The organism is Allobosea sp. NPDC055332 (assembly GCF_053645455.1).
The window spans coordinates 1,469,646-1,489,054 of the sequence record NZ_JBSHMO010000002.1 but is presented as its reverse complement, the minus strand read 5'-3'; the positions used below and the strand labels follow the sequence as shown (position 1 = coordinate 1,489,054).

Annotated in this window: 17 protein-coding genes and 1 pseudogene; 11 read left to right on the top strand and 7 right to left on the bottom strand. The window is 65.0% G+C overall.

Translation table 11 applies throughout. The features are described 5' to 3' along the window. Positions 1-41: 41 nt before the first annotated feature. Together ACWIGM_RS15725 and ACWIGM_RS15720 are read left to right on the top strand one after the other, a co-directional pair. A complete protein-coding gene (locus ACWIGM_RS15725) occupies positions 42-971 on the top strand; it encodes an arginase family protein (RefSeq protein WP_454026844.1) in 930 nt (309 codons plus the stop codon). Positions 972-1,322: 351 nt separating this feature from the next. Continuing rightward, positions 1,323-2,288 carry a Rossmann-fold NAD(P)-binding domain-containing protein gene (locus ACWIGM_RS15720; protein ID WP_454026843.1) on the top strand — a complete coding sequence of 322 codons (966 nt, stop codon included), beginning with the start codon at positions 1,323-1,325 and terminating at the stop codon, positions 2,286-2,288. 21 nt (positions 2,289-2,309) lie between these two features. On the opposite strand, the gene ACWIGM_RS15715 is transcribed toward ACWIGM_RS15720, so the two are convergent. The 4 genes from ACWIGM_RS15715 to ACWIGM_RS15700 are packed head-to-tail and all read right to left on the bottom strand — an operon-like array spanning position 2,310 to position 5,737. After that, positions 2,310-3,446 (bottom strand): aminotransferase class I/II-fold pyridoxal phosphate-dependent enzyme, encoded by a 1,137-nt coding sequence (locus ACWIGM_RS15715; RefSeq protein ID WP_454026842.1) that lies wholly within the window; start codon positions 3,444-3,446, stop codon positions 2,310-2,312. A 13-nt stretch (positions 3,447-3,459) separates the two neighbouring features. Further along, on the bottom strand, positions 3,460-4,155 hold the full coding sequence (locus ACWIGM_RS15710) for an ABC transporter permease (protein ID WP_454026841.1): 696 nt from the start codon (positions 4,153-4,155) through the stop codon (positions 3,460-3,462). Beyond that, on the bottom strand, positions 4,152-4,871 hold the full coding sequence (locus ACWIGM_RS15705) for an ABC transporter permease (protein ID WP_454026840.1): 720 nt from the start codon (positions 4,869-4,871) through the stop codon (positions 4,152-4,154). The genes ACWIGM_RS15710 and ACWIGM_RS15705 overlap by 4 nt, the downstream gene beginning before the upstream one ends. Beyond that, positions 4,868-5,737 (bottom strand): transporter substrate-binding domain-containing protein, encoded by an 870-nt coding sequence (locus ACWIGM_RS15700; protein ID WP_454026839.1) that lies wholly within the window; start codon positions 5,735-5,737, stop codon positions 4,868-4,870. Before ACWIGM_RS15700 ends, ACWIGM_RS15705 begins: the two co-directional genes overlap by 4 nt. Positions 5,738-5,974: 237 nt before the next feature. Between ACWIGM_RS15700 and ACWIGM_RS15695 the strand changes: the two genes are divergently transcribed. The 7 genes from ACWIGM_RS15695 (at position 5,975) to ACWIGM_RS15665 (ending at position 13,318) form a co-directional block, all read left to right on the top strand. Further along, positions 5,975-7,411: an aldehyde dehydrogenase family protein gene (locus tag ACWIGM_RS15695; RefSeq protein WP_454026838.1), complete on the top strand. Its 1,437-nt coding sequence runs from the start codon at positions 5,975-5,977 to the stop codon at positions 7,409-7,411. A 17-nt stretch (positions 7,412-7,428) separates the two neighbouring features. Next, a complete protein-coding gene (locus ACWIGM_RS15690; RefSeq protein ID WP_454026837.1) occupies positions 7,429-8,199 on the top strand; it encodes an amino acid ABC transporter ATP-binding protein in 771 nt (256 codons plus the stop codon). 144 nt (positions 8,200-8,343) lie between these two features. Beyond that, positions 8,344-8,820 (top strand): cupin domain-containing protein, encoded by a 477-nt coding sequence (locus ACWIGM_RS15685; protein ID WP_454026836.1) that lies wholly within the window; start codon positions 8,344-8,346, stop codon positions 8,818-8,820. 8 nt (positions 8,821-8,828) lie between these two features. After that, on the top strand, positions 8,829-10,346 hold the full coding sequence (argH, locus tag ACWIGM_RS15680) for an argininosuccinate lyase (protein ID WP_454026835.1): 1,518 nt from the start codon (positions 8,829-8,831) through the stop codon (positions 10,344-10,346). Between the two features lie 145 nt (positions 10,347-10,491). Continuing rightward, on the top strand, positions 10,492-10,764 hold the full coding sequence (locus ACWIGM_RS15675) for a (2Fe-2S)-binding protein (protein WP_454027014.1): 273 nt from the start codon (positions 10,492-10,494) through the stop codon (positions 10,762-10,764). Beyond that, positions 10,761-12,185 carry an FAD-dependent oxidoreductase gene (locus ACWIGM_RS15670; protein WP_454026834.1) on the top strand — a complete coding sequence of 475 codons (1,425 nt, stop codon included), beginning with the start codon at positions 10,761-10,763 and terminating at the stop codon, positions 12,183-12,185. Before ACWIGM_RS15675 ends, ACWIGM_RS15670 begins: the two co-directional genes overlap by 4 nt. Further along, positions 12,182-13,318 (top strand): NAD(P)/FAD-dependent oxidoreductase, encoded by a 1,137-nt coding sequence (locus tag ACWIGM_RS15665; protein ID WP_454026833.1) that lies wholly within the window; start codon positions 12,182-12,184, stop codon positions 13,316-13,318. The genes ACWIGM_RS15670 and ACWIGM_RS15665 overlap by 4 nt, the downstream gene beginning before the upstream one ends. A gap of 10 nt (positions 13,319-13,328) precedes the next feature. On the opposite strand, the gene ACWIGM_RS15660 is transcribed toward ACWIGM_RS15665, so the two are convergent. Further along, positions 13,329-13,859: an Lrp/AsnC family transcriptional regulator gene (locus ACWIGM_RS15660; protein ID WP_454026832.1), complete on the bottom strand. Its 531-nt coding sequence runs from the start codon at positions 13,857-13,859 to the stop codon at positions 13,329-13,331. Between the two features lie 140 nt (positions 13,860-13,999). On the opposite strand from ACWIGM_RS15660, the gene ACWIGM_RS15655 reads away from it, so the two are divergent. Both ACWIGM_RS15655 and ACWIGM_RS15650 read left to right on the top strand, forming a co-directional pair. After that, positions 14,000-14,875 (top strand): LysR substrate-binding domain-containing protein, encoded by an 876-nt coding sequence (locus tag ACWIGM_RS15655; RefSeq protein ID WP_454026831.1) that lies wholly within the window; start codon positions 14,000-14,002, stop codon positions 14,873-14,875. A 243-nt stretch (positions 14,876-15,118) separates the two neighbouring features. Further along, a pseudogene (locus tag ACWIGM_RS15650) lies at positions 15,119-15,505 on the top strand (DUF3489 domain-containing protein); the annotation flags it as partial. A gap of 65 nt (positions 15,506-15,570) precedes the next feature. Here ACWIGM_RS15650 and ACWIGM_RS15645 read toward each other — a convergent pair. Next, positions 15,571-15,735, bottom strand: coding sequence for a hypothetical protein (locus tag ACWIGM_RS15645; RefSeq protein WP_454026830.1), 165 nt, complete (start codon positions 15,733-15,735; stop codon positions 15,571-15,573). 75 nt (positions 15,736-15,810) lie between these two features. Then, positions 15,811-19,152, bottom strand: coding sequence for a calcium-binding protein (locus tag ACWIGM_RS15640; RefSeq protein WP_454026829.1), 3,342 nt, complete (start codon positions 19,150-19,152; stop codon positions 15,811-15,813). Between the last annotated feature and the right edge of the window lie 257 nt (positions 19,153-19,409).

The following is a 19,409-nucleotide window of genomic DNA, read 5'->3' as shown; positions in this document are numbered from 1 at the left end:
CCGCCCGCCCCTGCCTCTCCGACCAGAACACAGGTAGACTGATGACAACGGCGCCGTTTTCGCTCGCCCAGACCTTCATGGGCGTCCCGCACCGCACCGAGATCGGCGACGCCAAGGTCGTGGTCCTCGGCCTGCCTTTCGATTGCGGGACGCATCCGCAGCGCGTCGGCTCGCGGCTCGGGCCGTCCGCGATCCGGGAGCAATCGCTGCTGCTGCGCGCTTTCGATTTCGTCAACGGCATCAACCCGCTGGAGGCGCTCGGCGTGGTCGATGTCGGTGATGCCAAGGTCAGCCCCGGCGATCTCGAAGCCTCCTATGTCGCGATCGAGGCGGCGGTCGGCGCCATTGCCGAGACGCGAGCCGTCGCGGTGACGCTCGGCGGCGACGGCGCCATCGCCCTGCCGGAGATGCGGGCGCTGCACCGGGTCTATCCCGATCTCGTCACCGTCCATATCGACGCCCATACCGACGCCTATCCGATCGAGGGCTACAATACAGCGACGGCCTTCGGGCGCGCCGCCGAGGAAGGCTTGGTCGATCCGACCCGCTCCTACCAAGTCGGCATGCGCGGCACGACGATGCTGCCCGGCGTTGGCGAATACGGGCGCAGCCTCGGCTACAACGTGATCCCGCTCGCCGAGCTGCTGGAGCGCGGCATCGCCAAGGTCTTCGCCGAGATCCGCGCGCATATCGGCGACCGGCCGGTCTATCTCTCCTACGACATGGATTTCTTCGACCCGTCGGTCGCGCCGGGCGTCTGCACGCCGACCTGGGGCGGGGCGACCTCGCGCGAGGGCCTCGCAGTGCTGGAGGCCTGCGCCGGGCTCAACCTCGTCGGCGTCAATATCAACACCGTCAGCCCGCCACATGACGTCGGCGGCATGTCAGCGCTACTCGCAGCCCAGGTGACGCTTAATGCGCTGAATCTGATCGCACGCCAGCATCAATCGAAGGCCAAGGCCCATATGTGACAGGCAACTAAATCACGCGCAGCTCGCTTCGGTCTGGGCGCTGCGCGGGATTTCGATGCCAGTCGGCAAGCGTGGCGTGTCGCGCACGTCGCGCTGCAGGATCGGGTAGCCACGCTGACCGAAAAATTCTGGTCCGGCACATCACGCCGATCACCACCGCGATCGTCATGGCCGAGAAGCCGACCGCTTGCGACCGCCCTGAGTGAGCTGAACAAGAAAATTGCTTGGCCGCACCATTCGAGAACAGAATTTCTCCCCCGGGCCGGAAGCGAGAGCAATTGCTGGAATCGGGCGGGCATTATGCTCGCCGAACGCATCGTTGCCGGAGCCCCGGCCCGGTCGATTAGATAAATGGATCGGATCATGACCGAGATCGTTCACCTGGCCGACATCCGCAGGGCCCTCGGCAAGATCGATCTGGTCGCGGTTATGGAAAGAGCCTTCGCTGCTTATTCGCGCGACGAGGTCACCGTGCCGCCGGTCGGCGAATTGCTGCTCGACGATCCGCCAGGCGAAATGCACGTCAAATACGGTGCAATCCGGGGCGACGATGTCTTCGTGGTCAAGCTCGCGACAGGGTTCCCGCGGAACGGTGCCCTAGATTTGCCGCCCTTCGGTGGAGTCGTGCTGGTCTTCAGCGCGAAGACCGGCCTGCTGTTGCAAATCCTGCTCGATGAAGGCCATCTGACCAATGTCCGCACGGCCGCGGCCGGGGCCGTCGCAGCAAAATATCTCGCGCCGAACGCCGTCAGTTGCATCGGCATCTGTGGCTCCGGCGTTCAGGCGCGCCTGCAGGCACAGCACCTGCGTGCGGTCACCGACTGTCGGCGCGCCTTGGTCTGGGCGCGCGATCCGCGCAAGGCCGCAGGGTGCGCCGCCGATCTCGCGCTGCTTGGCTTCGAGACGGACGTGGCTTCCTCCGTCGAGACTCTGGCGGCGGCTGCCAATCTGATCGTCACGACCACGGCGGCGGAGGAACCTTATCTGCTCGCCGGCCATGTCCGCCCAGGAACACACATCACCGCCGTCGGCTCGGATACGCCAGGCAAGGCCGAGCTTGCGGCGGACCTGCTGGCGCGTGCCGATCGCGTCGTGGTCGATAGCCGCTCGCAAAGTCTGCTGCGCGGCGAGGCCCATCATGCGATCGCAGCTGGCTATCTCCTGGCTGGCAATCTTGTCGAACTTGGCGAGGTCATCACCAACCCTGCGCGGGGGCGTAGCAACGAGGATCAGATCAGCATCGCCGACCTGACCGGCGTGGCTGCGCAGGACATCGCTCTGGCAAAGGCGGTTTGCGCGGAGCTGGCCAGCGGCTGAGGGCCGCCGGCCAGGACAGCGTCAGCGTGTGGGGGCAGCGATCCCGAAGCGCTGCTGCAGGAACCGGTCGATGCATTCGAGGGCAGCTGCGAAATGCTCGGGATCGACGCCGATGCCGAGGCGCAGATGGCTTTCCATGCCGAACCAGCTACCGGCGACGACGAAGACGCTCTGGGTCTCCCGCAGCTCGCGCGAGAAGTCGTCCGAACTGATCGGCAGGTCGTAGCGCAGGAACGCCATGGCGCCCGCTTCCGGCGGAACCCAGGCGAAGATGCTGGCGCGCGCTTTGATCCAGCTTGCGAGCTTGTCGAGGTTGCGCCGGAGCAGGACGCGGTTGCGGGCGATGATGCTTGCGCGGCGTGCCGGCTGCAAGGCGTGCAGCGCCAAGCGCTGGCCAAGCACATTGCTGCCGATCGTGGTGTAATCCTGACGCCGCATCGCCTCGCCGACCAGCTTCTCAGGTGCGACCAGCCAGCCGAGCCTGAGGCCAGCGAGCGCCATAGCCTTGGCCATGCCGCCGGTGACCACCACGTCGGGCGAGGCACCGAACAGCGTCGCGGTCTCGTCGCCCGCGAGCTCGGCGCCGCGATAGATTTCGTCGGCATGGAGCGTGACGCCGTGCCGGCTCGCGATCTCAGCCAGGCCCAGCCGCTCCTCCGCACTCAGCACGGCTCCGGTCGGGTTATTGGGGTTGCACAGCGAGATCAGCCTGGTGCGCGGGCCGATCGCGGCCACGACCTCGTCGAGGTCGAGCCGCCAGCGCCCCTGCCCGAGGCGCAGCGGGACCTGGCGGACATTCGCTCCCAAGGCTCGCGCCAGACCGTGGATCTGCATGAAGTTGGGTGTGACGAAGACGATCTCGTCACCGGCTTCGAGCAGGCTGAGCAGCGTGACGAGGTTGGCTTCCGAGGAGCCGGTCGTGACCAGCACCTGCTCGGGGCTCGCGCCGGGATGGAGCGCGGCGATCGCGGTGCGCAGATCCGGCTCGCCCTCGGTGTGGCCATAGCCCAGTGGCAGGTCGAGCAGCGCCTCGATCTCGTCCTTGCCGAGGAGCTCGCGGATCGTGAACGGGTGCAGGCCGCTTTCGGTCAGGTTGTAGGCGACGGTGTTCTCCCAGAGCGACTGGGTTCGTTCGAGCGTGAAGGTATCGATCAGCATGATGTCTCCGAAGTCAGCCGGCCATGGCGAAGCCGCCACGGCTCGCGAGCCTTGCCTCCAGCGCGTGTACGGCCGAGGTCAGGATGAGGTTGAGGGCAAGGTAGATCGCGCCGGCGGCGAGGAAGATCTCGATCGGAGCGTAGGTCTCGGAAGCGAGCGCGCGCGCCTTGCCGGTGATTTCCATGATGGTGACGGTGCTGGCGAGCGAGGTCGCCTTCACCATCAGGATCAGCTCGTTGCCATAGGCCGGCAGCATCTGGCGCACCGCCTGCGGGAAGACGACGAGGCGGAAGCGCAGCCAGGTCGAGAGGCCGAGCGATTTTGCCGCCTCGACCTGGCCCTTGCCGACCGCCTGCAGACCGCCGCGGATGATCTCGCTGCCATAAGCGCCGGTGTTGAGCGCCAGCGCCAGCAGGGCGCAGAAATGCTCGTCGCGAAAGAGCGGCCACAGGCTGGACTGGCGGATACTGTCGAGCTGCGCCAGGCCAAAATAGATGAAGAAGATCTGCAGCAGCAGCGGCGTGCCGCGGATCGCGTAGACATAGGCATAGGCGAGCACGGATAGGAGGCGATTGCCGGAAAGGCGGGCGAGCGCGATCAGGACGGCCAGGAAGAAGCCGGCGAATGTCGCCGTCACGGCAAGCTGCAGCGTCAGTGGCACGGCCGCCAGCAGCGCCGGCAAGGCTTCGAGGATCAACTCCGGTCTCATGCCGGCCGCCCGCGCGTCGCGCCGCGCTCGAAATGGCGCTCGGCCCGTTCGAAGGCGAGATTCGACAGGCCGGTGAGGCCGAGGAAGATCAGAATCGCGACCGAGTAGAACAGGAAGGGCATGCGGGTCGAGCCGGCGGCGATATCGGTGATCCGCATCAGCTCGACGAGCCCGGTCACGGAGATCAGCGCCGTGTCCTTCAAGGTGAGCTGCCAGACATTGCCCAGCGACGGCAGTGCGTAGCGCAGCAGCTGCGGCAGCAGAATCAGGCGAAAGAGCTGGAGCCGCCGCATGCCAAAAGCACGGGCCGCCTCGGCCTGGCCCGGCGGGATGGCACGGATCGCGCCGCGGAACACCTCGGCGCTGTAGGCGCCGGAGATCAGCGCGATGGCGGCGACACCGGCGCCGAACGCATCGGCGGAACTGGTCCCGCCATAACCCATGACGGTTCCGATCAGGCGGAACAGCTCGCCGCCGCCAAAGAAGAGCAGATAGAGAACCAGGAGTTCCGGCACGCCGCGAACGACGGTGGTGTAGACCAGCGCCGGCCAGGCGAGCAGCGGATGGCCGGTCAGGCGCGCGCCCGCGAGCAGGATGCCGACGAGACTGCCGCCGAGGAAACCCAGCACGGCGATGAGCAGCGTCATCGCCGTGCCGCGCAGGATCTGGCTGCCCCATCCGCCCGGCCCGAACGCCAGGAGCTCGATGAGGCTCATGGATTGGCCGCGACCGGGCGGACGGCGCCGTCGAAGCCCATCCATTTCTGGGTGAGGCTGGTCACGGTGCCGTCCTGCGTCGCCTCGGCGATCGCGCGGTCGAACAGCTCGCGCAGTTCCTTCTCGTTCTTGCGGAAGCCGAGCGCGATGCCCTTGCCGAGCGCCCCGCCGCGCAATGCCGGTCCGAAGACGACGAAGTCGCGGTTTTCCTTCTTCTGGCGCTCGATGAAGCTGCGGATCGGGCTGAAGCCGCTCACCACCATGTCGATCCGCCCGCTGACGAGGTCGAGATAAAGGCTCTCTTCCTTGTCGTAGATGCGGACCTTCACCTCGGGGAAGAGCTGCTGCATGAAGGTGGCATGGGTCGAGGCGCGCTCGACGCCGACCGTCGCCTTGGCGAGCGCCGCTGCGATCTCCGCGAGGGTCTTCTTCTTGTCCTCGGTCATCTCGCGCAGGTCGAGCGTCTGGCCCTTGCCGGGCTCCATCCTGCTGATCGCACTGCCGGCCGCAGCAACGAACTGGGTCGGCCCGGCATAGTAGGGCAGCGAGAAGTCGATCGACTCGGCCCGCTTCTCTGTGATCGAGAGCGACGCCATGATCGCATCGAAGCGGCTCGCATTCAGCCCCGGGATCATGCCGTCGAAGCTCTGCGTGACCCAGTCGCAGGAGAGCTTCGCGCGCTTGCAGAGTTCGCCGGCGAGATCGACCTCGAAGCCGACGACCTTGCCGGACGGGTCGGTGAAATTGAACGGCGGGTAATTGCCGTCGGTGGCGAGCCTCGCCTTCTTCTCCTGTGCCGAGGCACAGCTCAGCCCGGCCAGGACGGCCGCGGACACCAATAGGCCGATACGGCTGTTCCGTCGCATGTCGTTCCCCATTCTTGGCGCTCTGATCGTGATTGTCATCGCCTTGGGCCAAGGGTTCCGAAGCCCGCAGCCACATCGCCAAGACTAGGGAGCCGCCGGCGAAACAATCGTCCAAAGGCCTGTGAAGCGGGACGAAAGATGTCCGGCACCGCGGCGGAAACGACGTTTTATGTCCGGCTTGGCCACGGACACTGGCGGGGTGTGCAGGTGGATGCACGAACCTTTGTGGAGCCAGCCTTGTCCGAGCCCTTGCAGAACTATGTCGATGGACGCTGGCGCGGCTCGGATACGCGCCTCGTCCGCGAGAACCCCTCCGACACCAGCGAGATCGTCGCGGAGGCATGTGTCGCAGGGCCGGAAGATGTCGCGGAGGCAATTGCAGCGGCGCGGCGGGCCCAGCCGACATGGCGGAAAACTCCGCCACAGCTGCGCTTCGAGCTGCTCGACCGCATCGGCGACGAGATCATGCGGCGCAGCGCGGCGCTGGCAAGCCTGCTCGCGCGTGAGGAGGGCAAGACCGTGCCCGAGGCGCAGGCCGAGATCGTCAAGGCGAGCCAGACCTTCAAGTATTTCGCCGGCGAAGCCGTGCGTCTCGCTGGTGCTTCTCTGCGCTCGACGCGGCCCGGCGTCGATGTCGACATTCGGCGCGAGCCGGTCGGCGTCGTTGCGCTGGTGACGCCCTGGAACTTTCCGTTTTCGATCCCGGCCTGGAAGACCGCGCCGGCGCTCGCCTATGGCAATTGCGTGGTGCTCAAGCCATCGGAGCTGACCTGCGCCACCGCCTCGGCCTTGGCGGCCATCATTCACGATGTAGGGCTTCTGCCCGGCGTGTTTCAGCTGGTGATGGGGGGCGGCGAGGTCGGCGGCGCGCTGATCGCCGACAATGAGGTCGACGCGGTCAGCTTCACCGGCTCGACCGCGACCGGCCGGAAAATCGCGGCCGCGGTCGCATCGCGCGGCGCGCGCCTGCAGATGGAGCTCGGCGGTAAGAACCCGCTGATCGTGCTCGCCGATGCCGATCTCGACAAGGCCGTCGACGCCGCGGTGCGCGGCGCCTTCTACTCGACCGGGCAGCGTTGCACGGCATGCAGCCGCCTCATCGTCGAGGACGGGATCCACGATGCCTTCGTCGAGCGTCTGATCGCGCGCACCAGGGCGTTGCGGATCGGCCACGCGCTCGACACGACGACAGATATCGGGCCGTTGGTCAGCGAAGCGCAGCGCCAGCGGGTGCGGGATTATCTTGCCGGCGCCGGCGCGGAGGGCACCGAGCTGGCCTTCGGCGGCCGCGTGCTCGAGGCGCGCACGCAGGGCTACTATCTGGAGCCCGCGATCTTCCTTGCCGGGACGATGGACCAGCGGATCAATCGCGAGGAGATATTCGGCCCCGTCGCCTCGGTATTGCGGGTCGGTGATTTCGACGAAGCCATGGCTGTTGCCAACGCCACGCCCTACGGCCTGAGCGCCGGCCTCTTCACCCGCTCCCATGCCAAGGCGCGCGCCTTCATCCGCGACATCGAGGCCGGCATGGCGATGGTCAACCTGCCGACCGTCGGCTCTGACTATCACGTGCCGTTCGGCGGCCGCGGCGCCTCCGCCCACGGTCCAAAGGAGATGGGGCTGGGAGCCTTCGAGTTCTTCACCCAGACCAAGACGGCCTACATCGCCGAATGACCGGGGCCTGCGAAACCATGGATGGCCCGGCTGCCGGCAGCGCCCCGATCATCGAAGCCGTCGGCTTGCGCAAGAGCTTTGGCAGCTTCCCAGCCTTGGCGGGTGTCAGTTTTACGGCGCGCCGCAGCGAGGTCGTCGCCATCATCGGCGCGAGCGGTTCGGGCAAAAGCACCTTCCTGCGCTGCCTCAACTTCCTCGAACGGCCCGACGCCGGCGAGATCCGGTTCGACGGCGAGGTCATTCAGGCCGGGCCGCGGACGGTCGCGCAGGTGCGCGGCGTCGAGCGGTTGCGTCGGCGCTCGGCGATGGTTTTCCAGCAGTTCAATCTCTGGTCGCATTGGACGGTGCTGGAAAACGTCATGAAGGTGCCGGTCCATGTCCAGGGCGTGGCGCAGCCCGCGGCTCGTGAAAAAGCACTGGCGCTGCTCGCCAGGGTCGGGTTGCTCGACAAGCGGGATGCCTATCCATCGCAGCTCTCCGGCGGCCAGCAGCAGCGCGTCGCCATCGCCCGGGCGCTCGCAGTCGAGCCCGAGTTGCTGCTCTTCGACGAGCCGACTTCGGCGCTCGATCCCGAGCTGGTGGGCGAGGTCCTCGCCGTCATCCGCGGCCTGGCCCAGGACGGCCAGACCATGCTGATCGTCACCCACGAAATGGGTTTCGCGCGTGAGGTTTCCGACAGGACGGTGTTCTTCCAGAGCGGGCAGATCGCGGAGGCCGGTGCCTCACGGGAGCTTCTCGCCCGGCCGCAGACCGAAAGGCTCGCAGCCTTCCTCGGCTCGATCCGCTGAGCTGACAGCTTGTGCCACCAGCGGGCTCGCGATCGCGCAATTCCTGTCATCGAGCGGGCCAGCAGGAAATCTCGTCTCTCAGGTCGCCGTTACCGTCTTCTGCATCCGGTGCTTCGGCACGGCTGCGCCAAACAGGAATACGTCATGTCCAGCACCACCCGCGTCATCGATCCCCGCACCATCGAGCCCGACACCCGCTCGACCTATCCGGCGCACCTGCAGGAGCCGGTCCGCGGCCGACGCAAGCGCCGGCTCGGATTGCAGGCGGGTCTGCGCAGATTGTCGGTCGTCCATGTCGAGCTGCCGCCGGGAGCGGCCTCATCCCTCCGGGTCTGGCAGAGCCATGAGGACGAATACGTGCTCGTGCTCGATGGCGAGGCGACCCTGGTCACGGATGCGGGCGAGGAAGTCCTGAAACCCGGCCAGTCCGCCGGCTTCCCCGCCGGGCAGGCGATAGGCCATCAGATCGTCAACCGTGGAACCGCACCGCTCGTCTTCATTGAGGTCGGCACCATCGCCGACGAGAACGTCTCGACCTATCCGGACGACGATCTTCTGCAGGTTCCCGATGGTCGCGGGCGCCGCTTCGTTCGCCATGACGGTACACCCTTCGAGGCATGAGCCGGCCGATGTCGAAGGTGACGCCACGGCTGTCTGAACCGCTCGCGCCCGAGATCCAGGAGCTGGTGTTCCGGCCGCGGATCGAGCGTGAACTCGCTCTCGGCATTGAGGACCTCTGCGCCGTCAACGCAGCCCATCTGGTGATGCTGCGGGAGGTGGGGCTGATCGATGAAGGAGATGCAACATCGCTCGCCGCAGCGCTGATCGCGCTGCGGGAGGCCGGTGCCGAAGCGATCGAATGCGATCCTGCCCGCGAGGACGGCTATTTCAACTTCGAGGCGGCGCTGATGCAGCAGGCCGGCGCCGAGGCGGGCGGCCGCCTGCATCTCGGCCGCAGCCGCAACGACATAAACGCCACGCTCGACCGGCTGACGGCGCGGCGGGTCGCGCTAGACCTGGCCGGCTGCTGCATCGCGCTGCGGCGGGCTTTGCTCGAACGCGCGCAGGACCATGCCGCGACGGTGATGCCTGGCTATACCCATCTCCAGCCGGCACAGCCGATCACCTTCGGCTTCTATCTTGCCGGAGTCGCCGAGGCGCTGGCGCGCGACACGCAGCGACTGCTCGATGCCTACGGCGCCATCGACCTGTGTCCGCTCGGCGCCTGCGCGCTGGCCGGCACCTCGGTCCCGATCGATCGCGCTCGACTGGCCGCGCTGCTCGGCTTCGAGGCGGTCATGCTGCATGCGCAGGACGCGGTCACCTCGCGTGATTACGCCCATGACCTCTCCGCGGCCATGCTGAGTCTGGCCTCGACCTGGGGACGTTTCGCCCAGGACCTCTATGTCTGGGGCACGCAGGAGTTCGCGCTGATCTCGTTCCCGGACCGGATCGTGGGCACCTCCAGCATCATGCCCCAGAAGAAGAACCCGATCGCGATCGAATATCTGAAGGCGAGCGCCGGAGAGGTCCTGGGCGGAGTGGTCGCGAGCTTCGCCATCGTCAAAGGCGGGCATTTCAGCCACGCCGGCGACACTGGCCGATCCGCTCTGGCGCCGCTCTGGCCGGCGCTGCGGCTCACCCGCAATGCGCTGACGGTCGCCCGCATCGTAACGGAGGCGGTTGAGCCCGAGATCGGGACCATGAGCGTCCGCGCCGCGGCCGGCTTCTCGACGGCGACCGATATCGCCGACTGCCTCGTCCGTGAGGCATGGCTGTCATTCCGGCAGGCGCACCACGTCGTCGCCGAGTTGGTGCGCGCAGCGCTGGCTGCCGGCATCGCGCCGACGGCCTTGTCCCCGGAGGACGTCAGCCATGCGGCTGAAACAGTGCTCGGCCGGCCGGTCACGCTTTCGACCGACCAGCTGGCACGGGCCATCGATCCGACTCAATCCGTCACTGCGCGCCGCTCGGCCGGAGCAGCGGCTCCGGAGGAAACGGGCCGCATGATCGAGCTCGCTCTCGTTGTCCTCGACAGGGATGAAGTCGAACTGCGCGACCGCATCGGCGCGATCACGGCTTCACAAGCGGAGTTGTGGCGAGCCGTGGCGGCCCTGACGCGCCCGGCTGCAGAGCTGGCGTCGTGACAGGTCCTGTCCCGGCCTTCGCGAATTCGACAGAAGCGCGGCCTGCGCCAGCCCGATGGAGAACAGCTTCGCCGGACTCCGAAGGTACCGTCTCCATAGTGAGGTTCGGTGCATGGCGATGACGGCGAGTAGAGCGGGACAATTCGTGCGATTGGGTGAGACGAGCCGCGCGCCCGTCCTCATTCACATCGACGGAGAGGCGGTGTCATGCCTCGCAGGCGACACGGTGCTGACCGCGCTGCTGCTGCACGGCCGACAGCTGCGCGTTTCCGAGTTCGGTGACGGGCCACGCGCCGGCTTCTGCAATATGGGCGCCTGCCAGGACTGCTGGGTCTCGCTCGAAGGCGGGGAGCGTCGCCGGGCTTGCACCACCTATGTCCAGGCCGGCCAGCGGGTCCTGACCCAGGAGCGCCCATGACGACCGGGGAGAAGATCGTCATCATCGGCAACGGCCCGGCCGGGACGCGTGCGGCCGAGACGCTCTGCCGGGCCGGCTGCAGCGACGTCACGGTCATCAGCGAAGCCCCGACCAGCGGCGGCCAGATCTACCGCCGCCAGCCATCCGGATTCAGCCGCGATGCCAGGACGCTTTATGGCGATGACAGCGACAAGGCACGGCGGTTGCACGCCGCCTTCGATGCACTTGCGGACCGTATCGCGCTGAAGGCCGAAACCGCGGTCTGGAATATTCTCGATCGCCAGATCTACACATATGGTCCCGGCGGCATCGAGGTCCTGCCTTTCGACCGGCTGATCCTCGCCACCGGCGCGATGGACCGCATCCTGCCGATCCCTGGCTGGACCCTGCCCGGCGTCTTCACCCTGGGTGGCGCCCAGATCGCGCTCAAGCATCAATGCTGTGCGATCGGCCGGGCCGTCGTCTTCGTCGGCACAGGGCCGCTGCTCTACCTCGTCGCCTACCAATACGCCAAGGCGGGCGCCAACGTCGTCGCCGTCCTCGATTCGGCTCGCTTTGCCGACAAGGCACGGGCATTGCCGCGGCTCGCCTTGGCTCCACGCCTGCTACTGCGAGGACTGGTCTACCGGCGCTATCTGACGCAGCGTGGGGTGCCGATCCATGAAGGCGCGCGCCCGCTCGCGATCGACGGAGAAGCAGCCGTCGCCGGCCTGCGTTTCCGCGATGCGACAGGCAAGGAAGGCGAGCTGGCCTGTGACGCGGTCGGCCTCGGCTTTGGTCTCAATCCCGAGCTTCAACTCGCCGAGCTCGCCGGCGGCCATACCGTCTTCGATCCGGCCAAGCGGCAATGGCTGCTGGCCCATGACGGCGAAGGCCGCGCGGCCGAGCGCGTCTATGTCGCCGGAGACGGGGTCGCGATCGGCGGGGCCGATGTCGCCGAACTCGCCGGCGAGCGAGCGGCGCTCGCCTTGCTGGCGGATCTTGGCCAGGCCGTCGACCGGTTGCGTCTCAAGCAGATCGGCAAGGAACTGTCACGGCTGGCTGCCTTCCGGACCGGGCTCGACCGCGCTTTCGCCTATCCGGCCGGCTGGATCGCCGAGCAGCCGGACGAGACCATTCTATGCCGCTGCGAAAACGTCACCTTCGGCGATGTCCGGGCCACGATCCGCCGGCATGCCCCCCGGGAGATCAACCGGCTCAAGGCGCTGGCCCGTCCCGGCATGGGCCGCTGCCAGGGCCGGGTCTGCGGCGCAATCCTCGCCGAGTTGCTCGCTGCGACCTCAAATCGCCCGCTCGATACGGTCGGGCGCCTGCGCGGCCAGGCGCCGGTCAAGCCGCTGCCCTATGCCGCCGCGGCCGACCGGGCTGCTCCGGCGATCCACGACTGGATGACGACCGACGAAGTGGAACCGGTGCGATGACGGAGCGGATCGAGACCGATGTGGCGATCGTCGGCGGCGGCATTTCCGGTGTCTGCGCCGCCTATTATCTGGCCCGCCGCGGCGCTCGCGTGGTGCTGCTGGAGCGCGGAGCCGTCGGCTCCCAGGCCAGCGGAGTCAATTTCGGCGGCTTGCGGACAAATGGCCGGGCCGAAGGCGAGCTGCCGCTGAGCCTGCGCGCCAGCCGCGAATGGCGGCAGATCGAGGCGCTGGTCGGCGACGACTGCGAGGTCGAGTTCACCGGCCATGTCGAGATCTGCGACCGGCGCGAGCATATGGCAACGGTCGAGGGCTGGGCGAACATGGCCCGCGGCTACGGGCTGGAGTGCGAGCTCATCGGCGGCAATGCCGTCGCCGAGCGCTTCCCATGGATCGGTCGGCGGGTCATCGGTGCCTGTTTCGTCGCCGCCGACGGCGCGGCCAATCCGCGCCTCGCCGCGCCGAATTTCGCCTTGGCGGCGCGCAAGCTCGGCGCCGACATCCGTGAGCAATGTCCGGTGCGCCACGTCGTTCACAGCGGTAGCCGCTTCAGGATCGAGGCGGGCGATGGCTTGCTCGTCGAGGCGCGAATCCTGGTCAACGCCGCCGGCGCCTGGGCCGGCCGGATCGCAGCTCAGCTTGGCGAACAGTTCACGCTGGACGTAATGGCGCCGCAGATGGTGGTGAGCGAGCCCTTCGCGCGCCGGATCACGTCGACCGTCGACTACCCGGTTGCCGGCCGCTACTTCTATGTTCGCCAGGTCAAGCGCGGGAATGTCCTGTTCGGCCGCGGGCCCGGGCGCGCCGATCTCGAGACCGGCCGGGCCCAGTTCCTGCCGCAGAACGCTTTCGACGCCGCTCGCATCGCGATGGATGTCGTGCCGTTGCTGCGGGGGCGATCGATCTTGCGGACCTGGTCGGGCATCGAGGGCAAGACATCGGATTCGATGCCCTATCTCGGATTGAGCCGGACCGTTCCCAACCTGATCCACGCCTTCGGCTTCTCTGGGCACGGTTTTCAGCTCGGGCCGGGAACCGGTGCCGTGGTCTGCGAGCTGGCGCTCGCCGGCCGCACCGCGACACAGATCGAGGCTTTCGACCCCTATCGCTTCGAGCGCGCAACAGCGGCGGCCTGATATTGGCGTGTCAGGCGGCGCGGCGCAGGGGCGGATTGATCTCGGCCGGAGCCGGCTGCTCGTCCTTGATCTCGCGCAGCACGACAAAGCTGTCGAAGCGCGCGAGCGGCACGTCACCGGCGAGCAGCGCGCTGCTCGCCGCCTCATAGGCGATCAGGTCGATGCAATCGAAGCGCAGCATGTAGTCATAGCTGCCGCAGAGACCGAAGCAGCCGGTCACCAGCGGGTTGGACCGGATATGGCGCTCGAAGATCTGGAAATCGGAGGCGCCGTGGTTCTTCAGGGTGACGAAGGCGAAGATCTTGACGTTCGGGTAGAGTCGCGCCCAGGCGATCCTGGCACGGTAGCCGCTGATCAGGCCCATACGTTCGAGCCGCTTGACCCGCTTATGGCATGGGCTTGCGGAGATGCCGACGAGCTCGGAGAGCTTGTAGTTGGTGATACGCCCAGCCTTCTGCAGCTCCGAAAGAATGCGCAGGTCGATCCGGTCGATCTTTTCCATCAGGTTGGCGGGTTCAGACGAGATCGGCCGGACCGTCATCGGAGGCACTCCTGTTGGCGCGATATCGCCCGTATCCGCTTGGCATCCGGCAGCTCGGATTGCCCGGATCGCGGAATTTTGCATTCCTTCAAGAGTGACGAGGCCACGCGGCCGTGCAATCGAAACGATATCAATCCTGCATGCAGAAAACTCACGCCGGGCAGTTCAGATTTCCTTCGCTCAATGCGCTCGTCGTGTTCGAGGCGGCGGCGCGGCGTGGCAGCCTGACGCTAGCAGCCGAGGAACTGCACGTAACGCCAGGGGCGGCGAGCCGGCAGGTCAAGGCGCTGGAGCAGGCACTGGGCGTCGAGCTGTTCCGCCGCCGGCATAATGCGATCGAGCTGACCGAAGCAGGCCGCGCCTTCCTCGGCCATGTCGACAAGGCGCTTGCGCAGGTCCGAACCGGCATTCAGGAGCTTGCCGCTGGTCGGCAGAGGCTGACGATCCAGGCGCCGATCACGATGACCCAGCGCTGGCTGATCCCGCGGATCGAGAGCTTTCGCCAGAGCGATCCCGAGGTCGATCTCCATATCCGCTCGATCCATTCAGCGAAGGGGGATGCGGATATCGACATCCGATACAGCCGGGGTGAGAGGGCCGAGGAGGGCGGGCAGGTCTTTCTGGTCGATGAGACGATTCCGGTCTGCTCGCCCGGGCTGCTCACACCGGGCGAAACGCCGGTCTCCGCAGAGGCCGTCCTGAAATTGCCGATCCTGCTCGACACCATCGACGGCTGGGCCTGGCACCGCTGGTGCGATGCAGCCGGCACGGACTTCCGCCCGGCGGGCGGCTGCATGGCCTTCGATACAGACGAGGCTGCAATCGATGCCTGCCTGTCCGGCCTTGGTGTCGCGCAGGCCAACGCTGCTTTCGTCGAGCCGATGCTGGCGCAAGGCAGATTGCTCTGGCTTTGCCCGGCTATCCGCGCGCCAGTGGGAAGCTATGCCGCCGTGGTCCGCAGGCCGAGCCGGATGGCGACTGCGTTCCTTCGCTGGCTGGGCGCGCAAAAGCAGTAAGGATGAGGAAAAGCTCCAGGAATGTCAGCTTCCGGGCACGTTGCCATAGTCAGTTATCGGCGCGAGGCAGATGCTAACCCCTACGTGCAACGGCACATTCTTGGCAGTTGATCTGGCTGGAGCTTGTGCGAACACCAAGCTCACCGTTGGGCGATCATTGGGGTTAATAACCGGCGTTTGGCAAAAATGCCAATAAAATCATTATTATAGGTCAAATATAGCTGGCGGCGAGCGCCGCGGTCCGGGACCAAGCTCGCCGGGGTGATCGCGCTGCTGAAGCGCACGGAAGGCGCTAGCATCGAGGAACTGACGGGCGCCACCGCCTGGCTGCCGCACACGACGAGCGCGGCGCTGGATAAGGCAATCGTCAAAGCGCTCGCGCGTGCGGCGACTTGGTACGACGAGCTCGTCAGTGGCCGCGCTGCGTCCATGCGCGAGATCGCCGAGCGCGAACAAGTTAGCGAGCGCTATGTGGCGCAGCTGCTCCCGTTGGCGCTCCTGAAGCCACATCTAATCGAAGGCTGCGTAGCCGGTGTGCTCAAGCTGCCAATCACGGCTTCGGATCTCGCCAAAGGCATTGCGCTTCCGGCGGCGTGGGAAGCGCAGGAAGCTCGATATCGGGCGGGTTGATCCGCGTTTCAACCCGTAGACTGGCCTCTGCCAGCACGATCAGCATCACACGATCAACGGCGTGATCACGCCGCTGTTCGTTTGATGGCGAGCTGGCCGACGAAGCTCGAGCTGAGGCTGCGGATCTCGATCCGCTTCATCTGGTCCTCAACGGCGATGCAACGCTCAATCGGCTCGGTGCTCTTGTCTTGGATGTCGCGCAGCACAAAAGGCGAAACGGGACGGCTCAACGCAGAAGCTCACGCATATGAAAGGTGAAGTCAGGCTAGCGGGATTCAAGCCCGCTAGCCATCGGTTGATCAGCCTCAGACGAACTGGAAATCATCGGCGTGGAGATTGGCCTTGGTGACGTTCTTCAGGGTGATCATGTTGTTGGCGTCATAGGTGATCACCGTATCGGCTCCCACCTGCGTCGCCGCCGCCAGCACCGCCGACAGATCGGCGAACACCGCATCGTCGATCTGGATCACGTCGGTCGCGCCGGAGCCGGCGACGAAGTCGGTAATCGTGTCCTTGCCGAAGCCGGAGGCGAAGACGAAGACGTCGCTGCCACTGCCGCCGGTGAGGCGATTATCGCCGCGTCCACCGGTCAAGATATCGTCACCAGCACCACCAACCATATCGGAGACTTCGATCGTCAATGAGACGTCGCCGCCCTTGCCTGACGTGCCGTCGTCCCGCGTGTAGTCGATCGTTCCGCTGACATGTGAACCGTCCGACCGAATAGAGGTGTCGCCGCGGTCGCCGGTCAACGAGATCGAGGAAATCCCCCATTCGTCGAGGGTTTTCAGCTCGCCGGCGTCGGTTTTTCCGTCTTGATTGAGGTCCTGCCAGATTCGGAACTCGCTCCAGCGCGCATCGCGATTGTCGAGCACGCCGTCGCCATTGCTGTCGAAGGCGATCCGCAACCCTTCCAGATCGCTCTTGGTGCCGGCTGCCCAATCGGTGAAGGCAAGTTCCTTCCGCTGATCGATGACGCCGTCAGGCCCGGCGCTGCCGTCAGCAGCGAGGTCGATAGCCAAGAAGCCGTCCTGCGGCCCGACCCAGGCAGTTTGCTGACGCGTACCATCGCCATCCCAATCGAACCCCGCAGTCGATTGGCCGAACGCGATCAAATCGACGCCGTCGCCGTTGAGATCCAGGGCAACCGGGCCGACACCATAAGAGACGCCACCACCATCCAGGATTGCATATGCGTTTATGAGATATCCAGCCGAATTATAATACCAATAGCTATATTCCCAGAAGTATTGATTCTGCGGATCCCAATTTTCCTCCATGCGGTCGCCGCTATCAAAATAAGTCAGCTTTTGATAGATGCTTCCATAGGTGTTATAATAATTATAATAAGAACTCCATGAATCTGCATTGGCAGCGTCTAAAAAATAATCATATTTAGTTCCGTCGTCATTGTTCACATGGCTGCTAGTGTGGCGGCCATAGGCGTCGTATAGTTCAAGAATTTGAGACCATGAATATGATCCAGAGACATCCCATGTATAATACCATTTAATACCATTGTCGTAAGTGCCATTCTGGTTCGTGCGCTGACCAGCCGCGTTGTAAATGTCCAACACCTCCCACCAATTATAACTACCTGCCTGGTCCCACGTATAAATCCAGCGCCCGCCATTATCATAGTAACCGTCCTGACTCGTGCGGCGGCCAGCGGCATCGTAATAGTCCGTAAAAGTCGAATATGTGTTTGTATTTGTTGCGTCCCAATAGGTATACCATTTACGATTATCGTCATAGTCGCCATTCTGCTGATAGCGAATATTATTGGCATTATAATAGTCTGTATAGGTCGACCAATTATAGGAATTGGCGACATCCCAGGAGGTCAGCCATTTGCCGCCTGCGTCATAGGTGCCTTCCTGGCTATACCGACGGTTCTGCGCATCGAGGCGGTCTATATAGGTCGACCAGTTCTGTGTATTCGCGCGATCCCAGAGCTGGATGGTCTTGCTGCCGTTGGCATGGATGGTAGTGCCGCTAGTCTGGTACCCCGAGCTGTTGGTGCTCTTGATCTCCACCTCAACGCCACTGCCCGCAGTATTCCAGCGGAGCACCGTCTTCGCCCCTGCGCTGGTATCGGCCGGACCAGTGTAGGTCCGGTGAATGTTGAGATAGCCGCTGAGGTCCTGGGACGTCACGGTTTGATCGGCAAACTCGAGCTTTTCGACAGCCGTCAGCTCAGCCCGATCGGCCAAGGTGCTGCGCCTGTCGAGGAGGTTGAATTCGTCGGCCGCACTTTTGAACGTGACTTCGTAGTGAACGCGATTGCCCGAAAACACCGCAGTGTCGACGCCATCGCCACCGTTGAGCGTGTTGACGCCGGTCCCGCCGATCAGGCGGTCATTGCCTGCTCCGCCCTTCAGTATGTCAGCTCCGGCGCCGCCATCGAGAACGTCATCGCCTGCGCCGCCTTCGACGATGTCATCGTCGTCGCCGGCGGTGACCTGGTCGTTGCCGGCTCCGGCCTCGACCCAATCCTTGCCGCTGGTGCCAACGAGGATGTCGTTGCCCGAAGTGCCGGTAAGCCGGCGATAGAGCGAGTAGCCGTTGACCGTGACAACCGCGGTGCCGACCGCTTCCTCACCCTGGGCATTGCGGACGACATAGCTGATCAGGACGCGGGCGCTCTGGCCATCCTCGAGCGCGGCAAAGGCCGAGCCGGGATTGGCAACGAGCTTGTTGTTGACGATCGTGAAGGCAGCTTCAGCCTGGTCATTGCCGAGGTTGAAGCCGTTGACGCCAGTGACACTGAAGCCGACCAAGGTCAGCGCGCTGCTGTTGGGATCGCTGTCATTGGCAAGAAGGTCAAAAACGGCGCTCTGATTCTCGTTGACCGAGCCGGTATCAGCTGCCGTGGTCGGCGCGTTGTCGACCGGCACGACACTGGCATCAGGAATGCCGGCTTGGCTCGCTGTCGTGGTCTGGGGCGTGATTCCTTGGCCGCTCAGGCTGCCTTGGCCGAAGGCCGGCGTCAGTGAGTTCGCATCAAAGCGAAACTCCGTCGCATTGAACTGCAGGTAATCGTCTATCACGGCGTCAGGGAGGATGCCGTTTGCCTGCGTGCCGCCGAGCGCGGCCATGGTCTCACTGCTCAGGACAGTTTCAACGAATAGGACATTGCTGGCGTAGCCGGGGGAGTCCTCGCCGTCATTGTCCGTGAAAATGAAAAACCCCGCAGCCCTGTCGATGACGAACTTCGCTGCTTCTGTGCTGGGAACGATCTGCTCAGCGGCCAGGTCGCCGTTGATGTAGGTCATTACCGTTACGGTGCCATCGGCATTCGTCTGGACGGTGACGCCAATGCGGTTCCAGGCATCGAGCTGTGCGAAACCGTAATGTTCGCCGCCGGTGCCGACCCCGTAGCGGTCACCGCTGACCTGTCCGGAAATCTCGGCATCGTCATTGTTCTGCGAGTTGGCCTGGAAGAATGAGAATTGGCCGCTCTGCGCGCTGCTTGCCGGCACATACACATCAAAAACGATCGAGTAGCTGCTGACCTGACCCGTTCCGCCAGGCTGAAGCAGCAGGCCGCTCGGCGTATTCTGCTGCCCCGACGGCAGGCGCGAAATCGCCAGGAGCCCGTCAGGTGAGGACTGGGCCGAGCTTGTGTTCTCGCCGGACGTGGTCATGGCGACTTTATCCCCTGCATCTGACTGTAGCTTTTTGGGCACCCAATCGGGCGGCCAGCTCGGCCCGTGCCGTGATCGCAGCGGTTGAGCTTGACAGGCGCATTCAATCACAGTTCGATGCAGCACCTCAACCGCGAGTTGAGGCTTTGAGGCAGAATTATGCGCTTGGGGGATTGGATGAGCCGGATTGCCTATTGCTCTCCATGCAGCATCGCGCAGTCATTGCCCGAATCAATCGATCACCCGGACTAGGAACG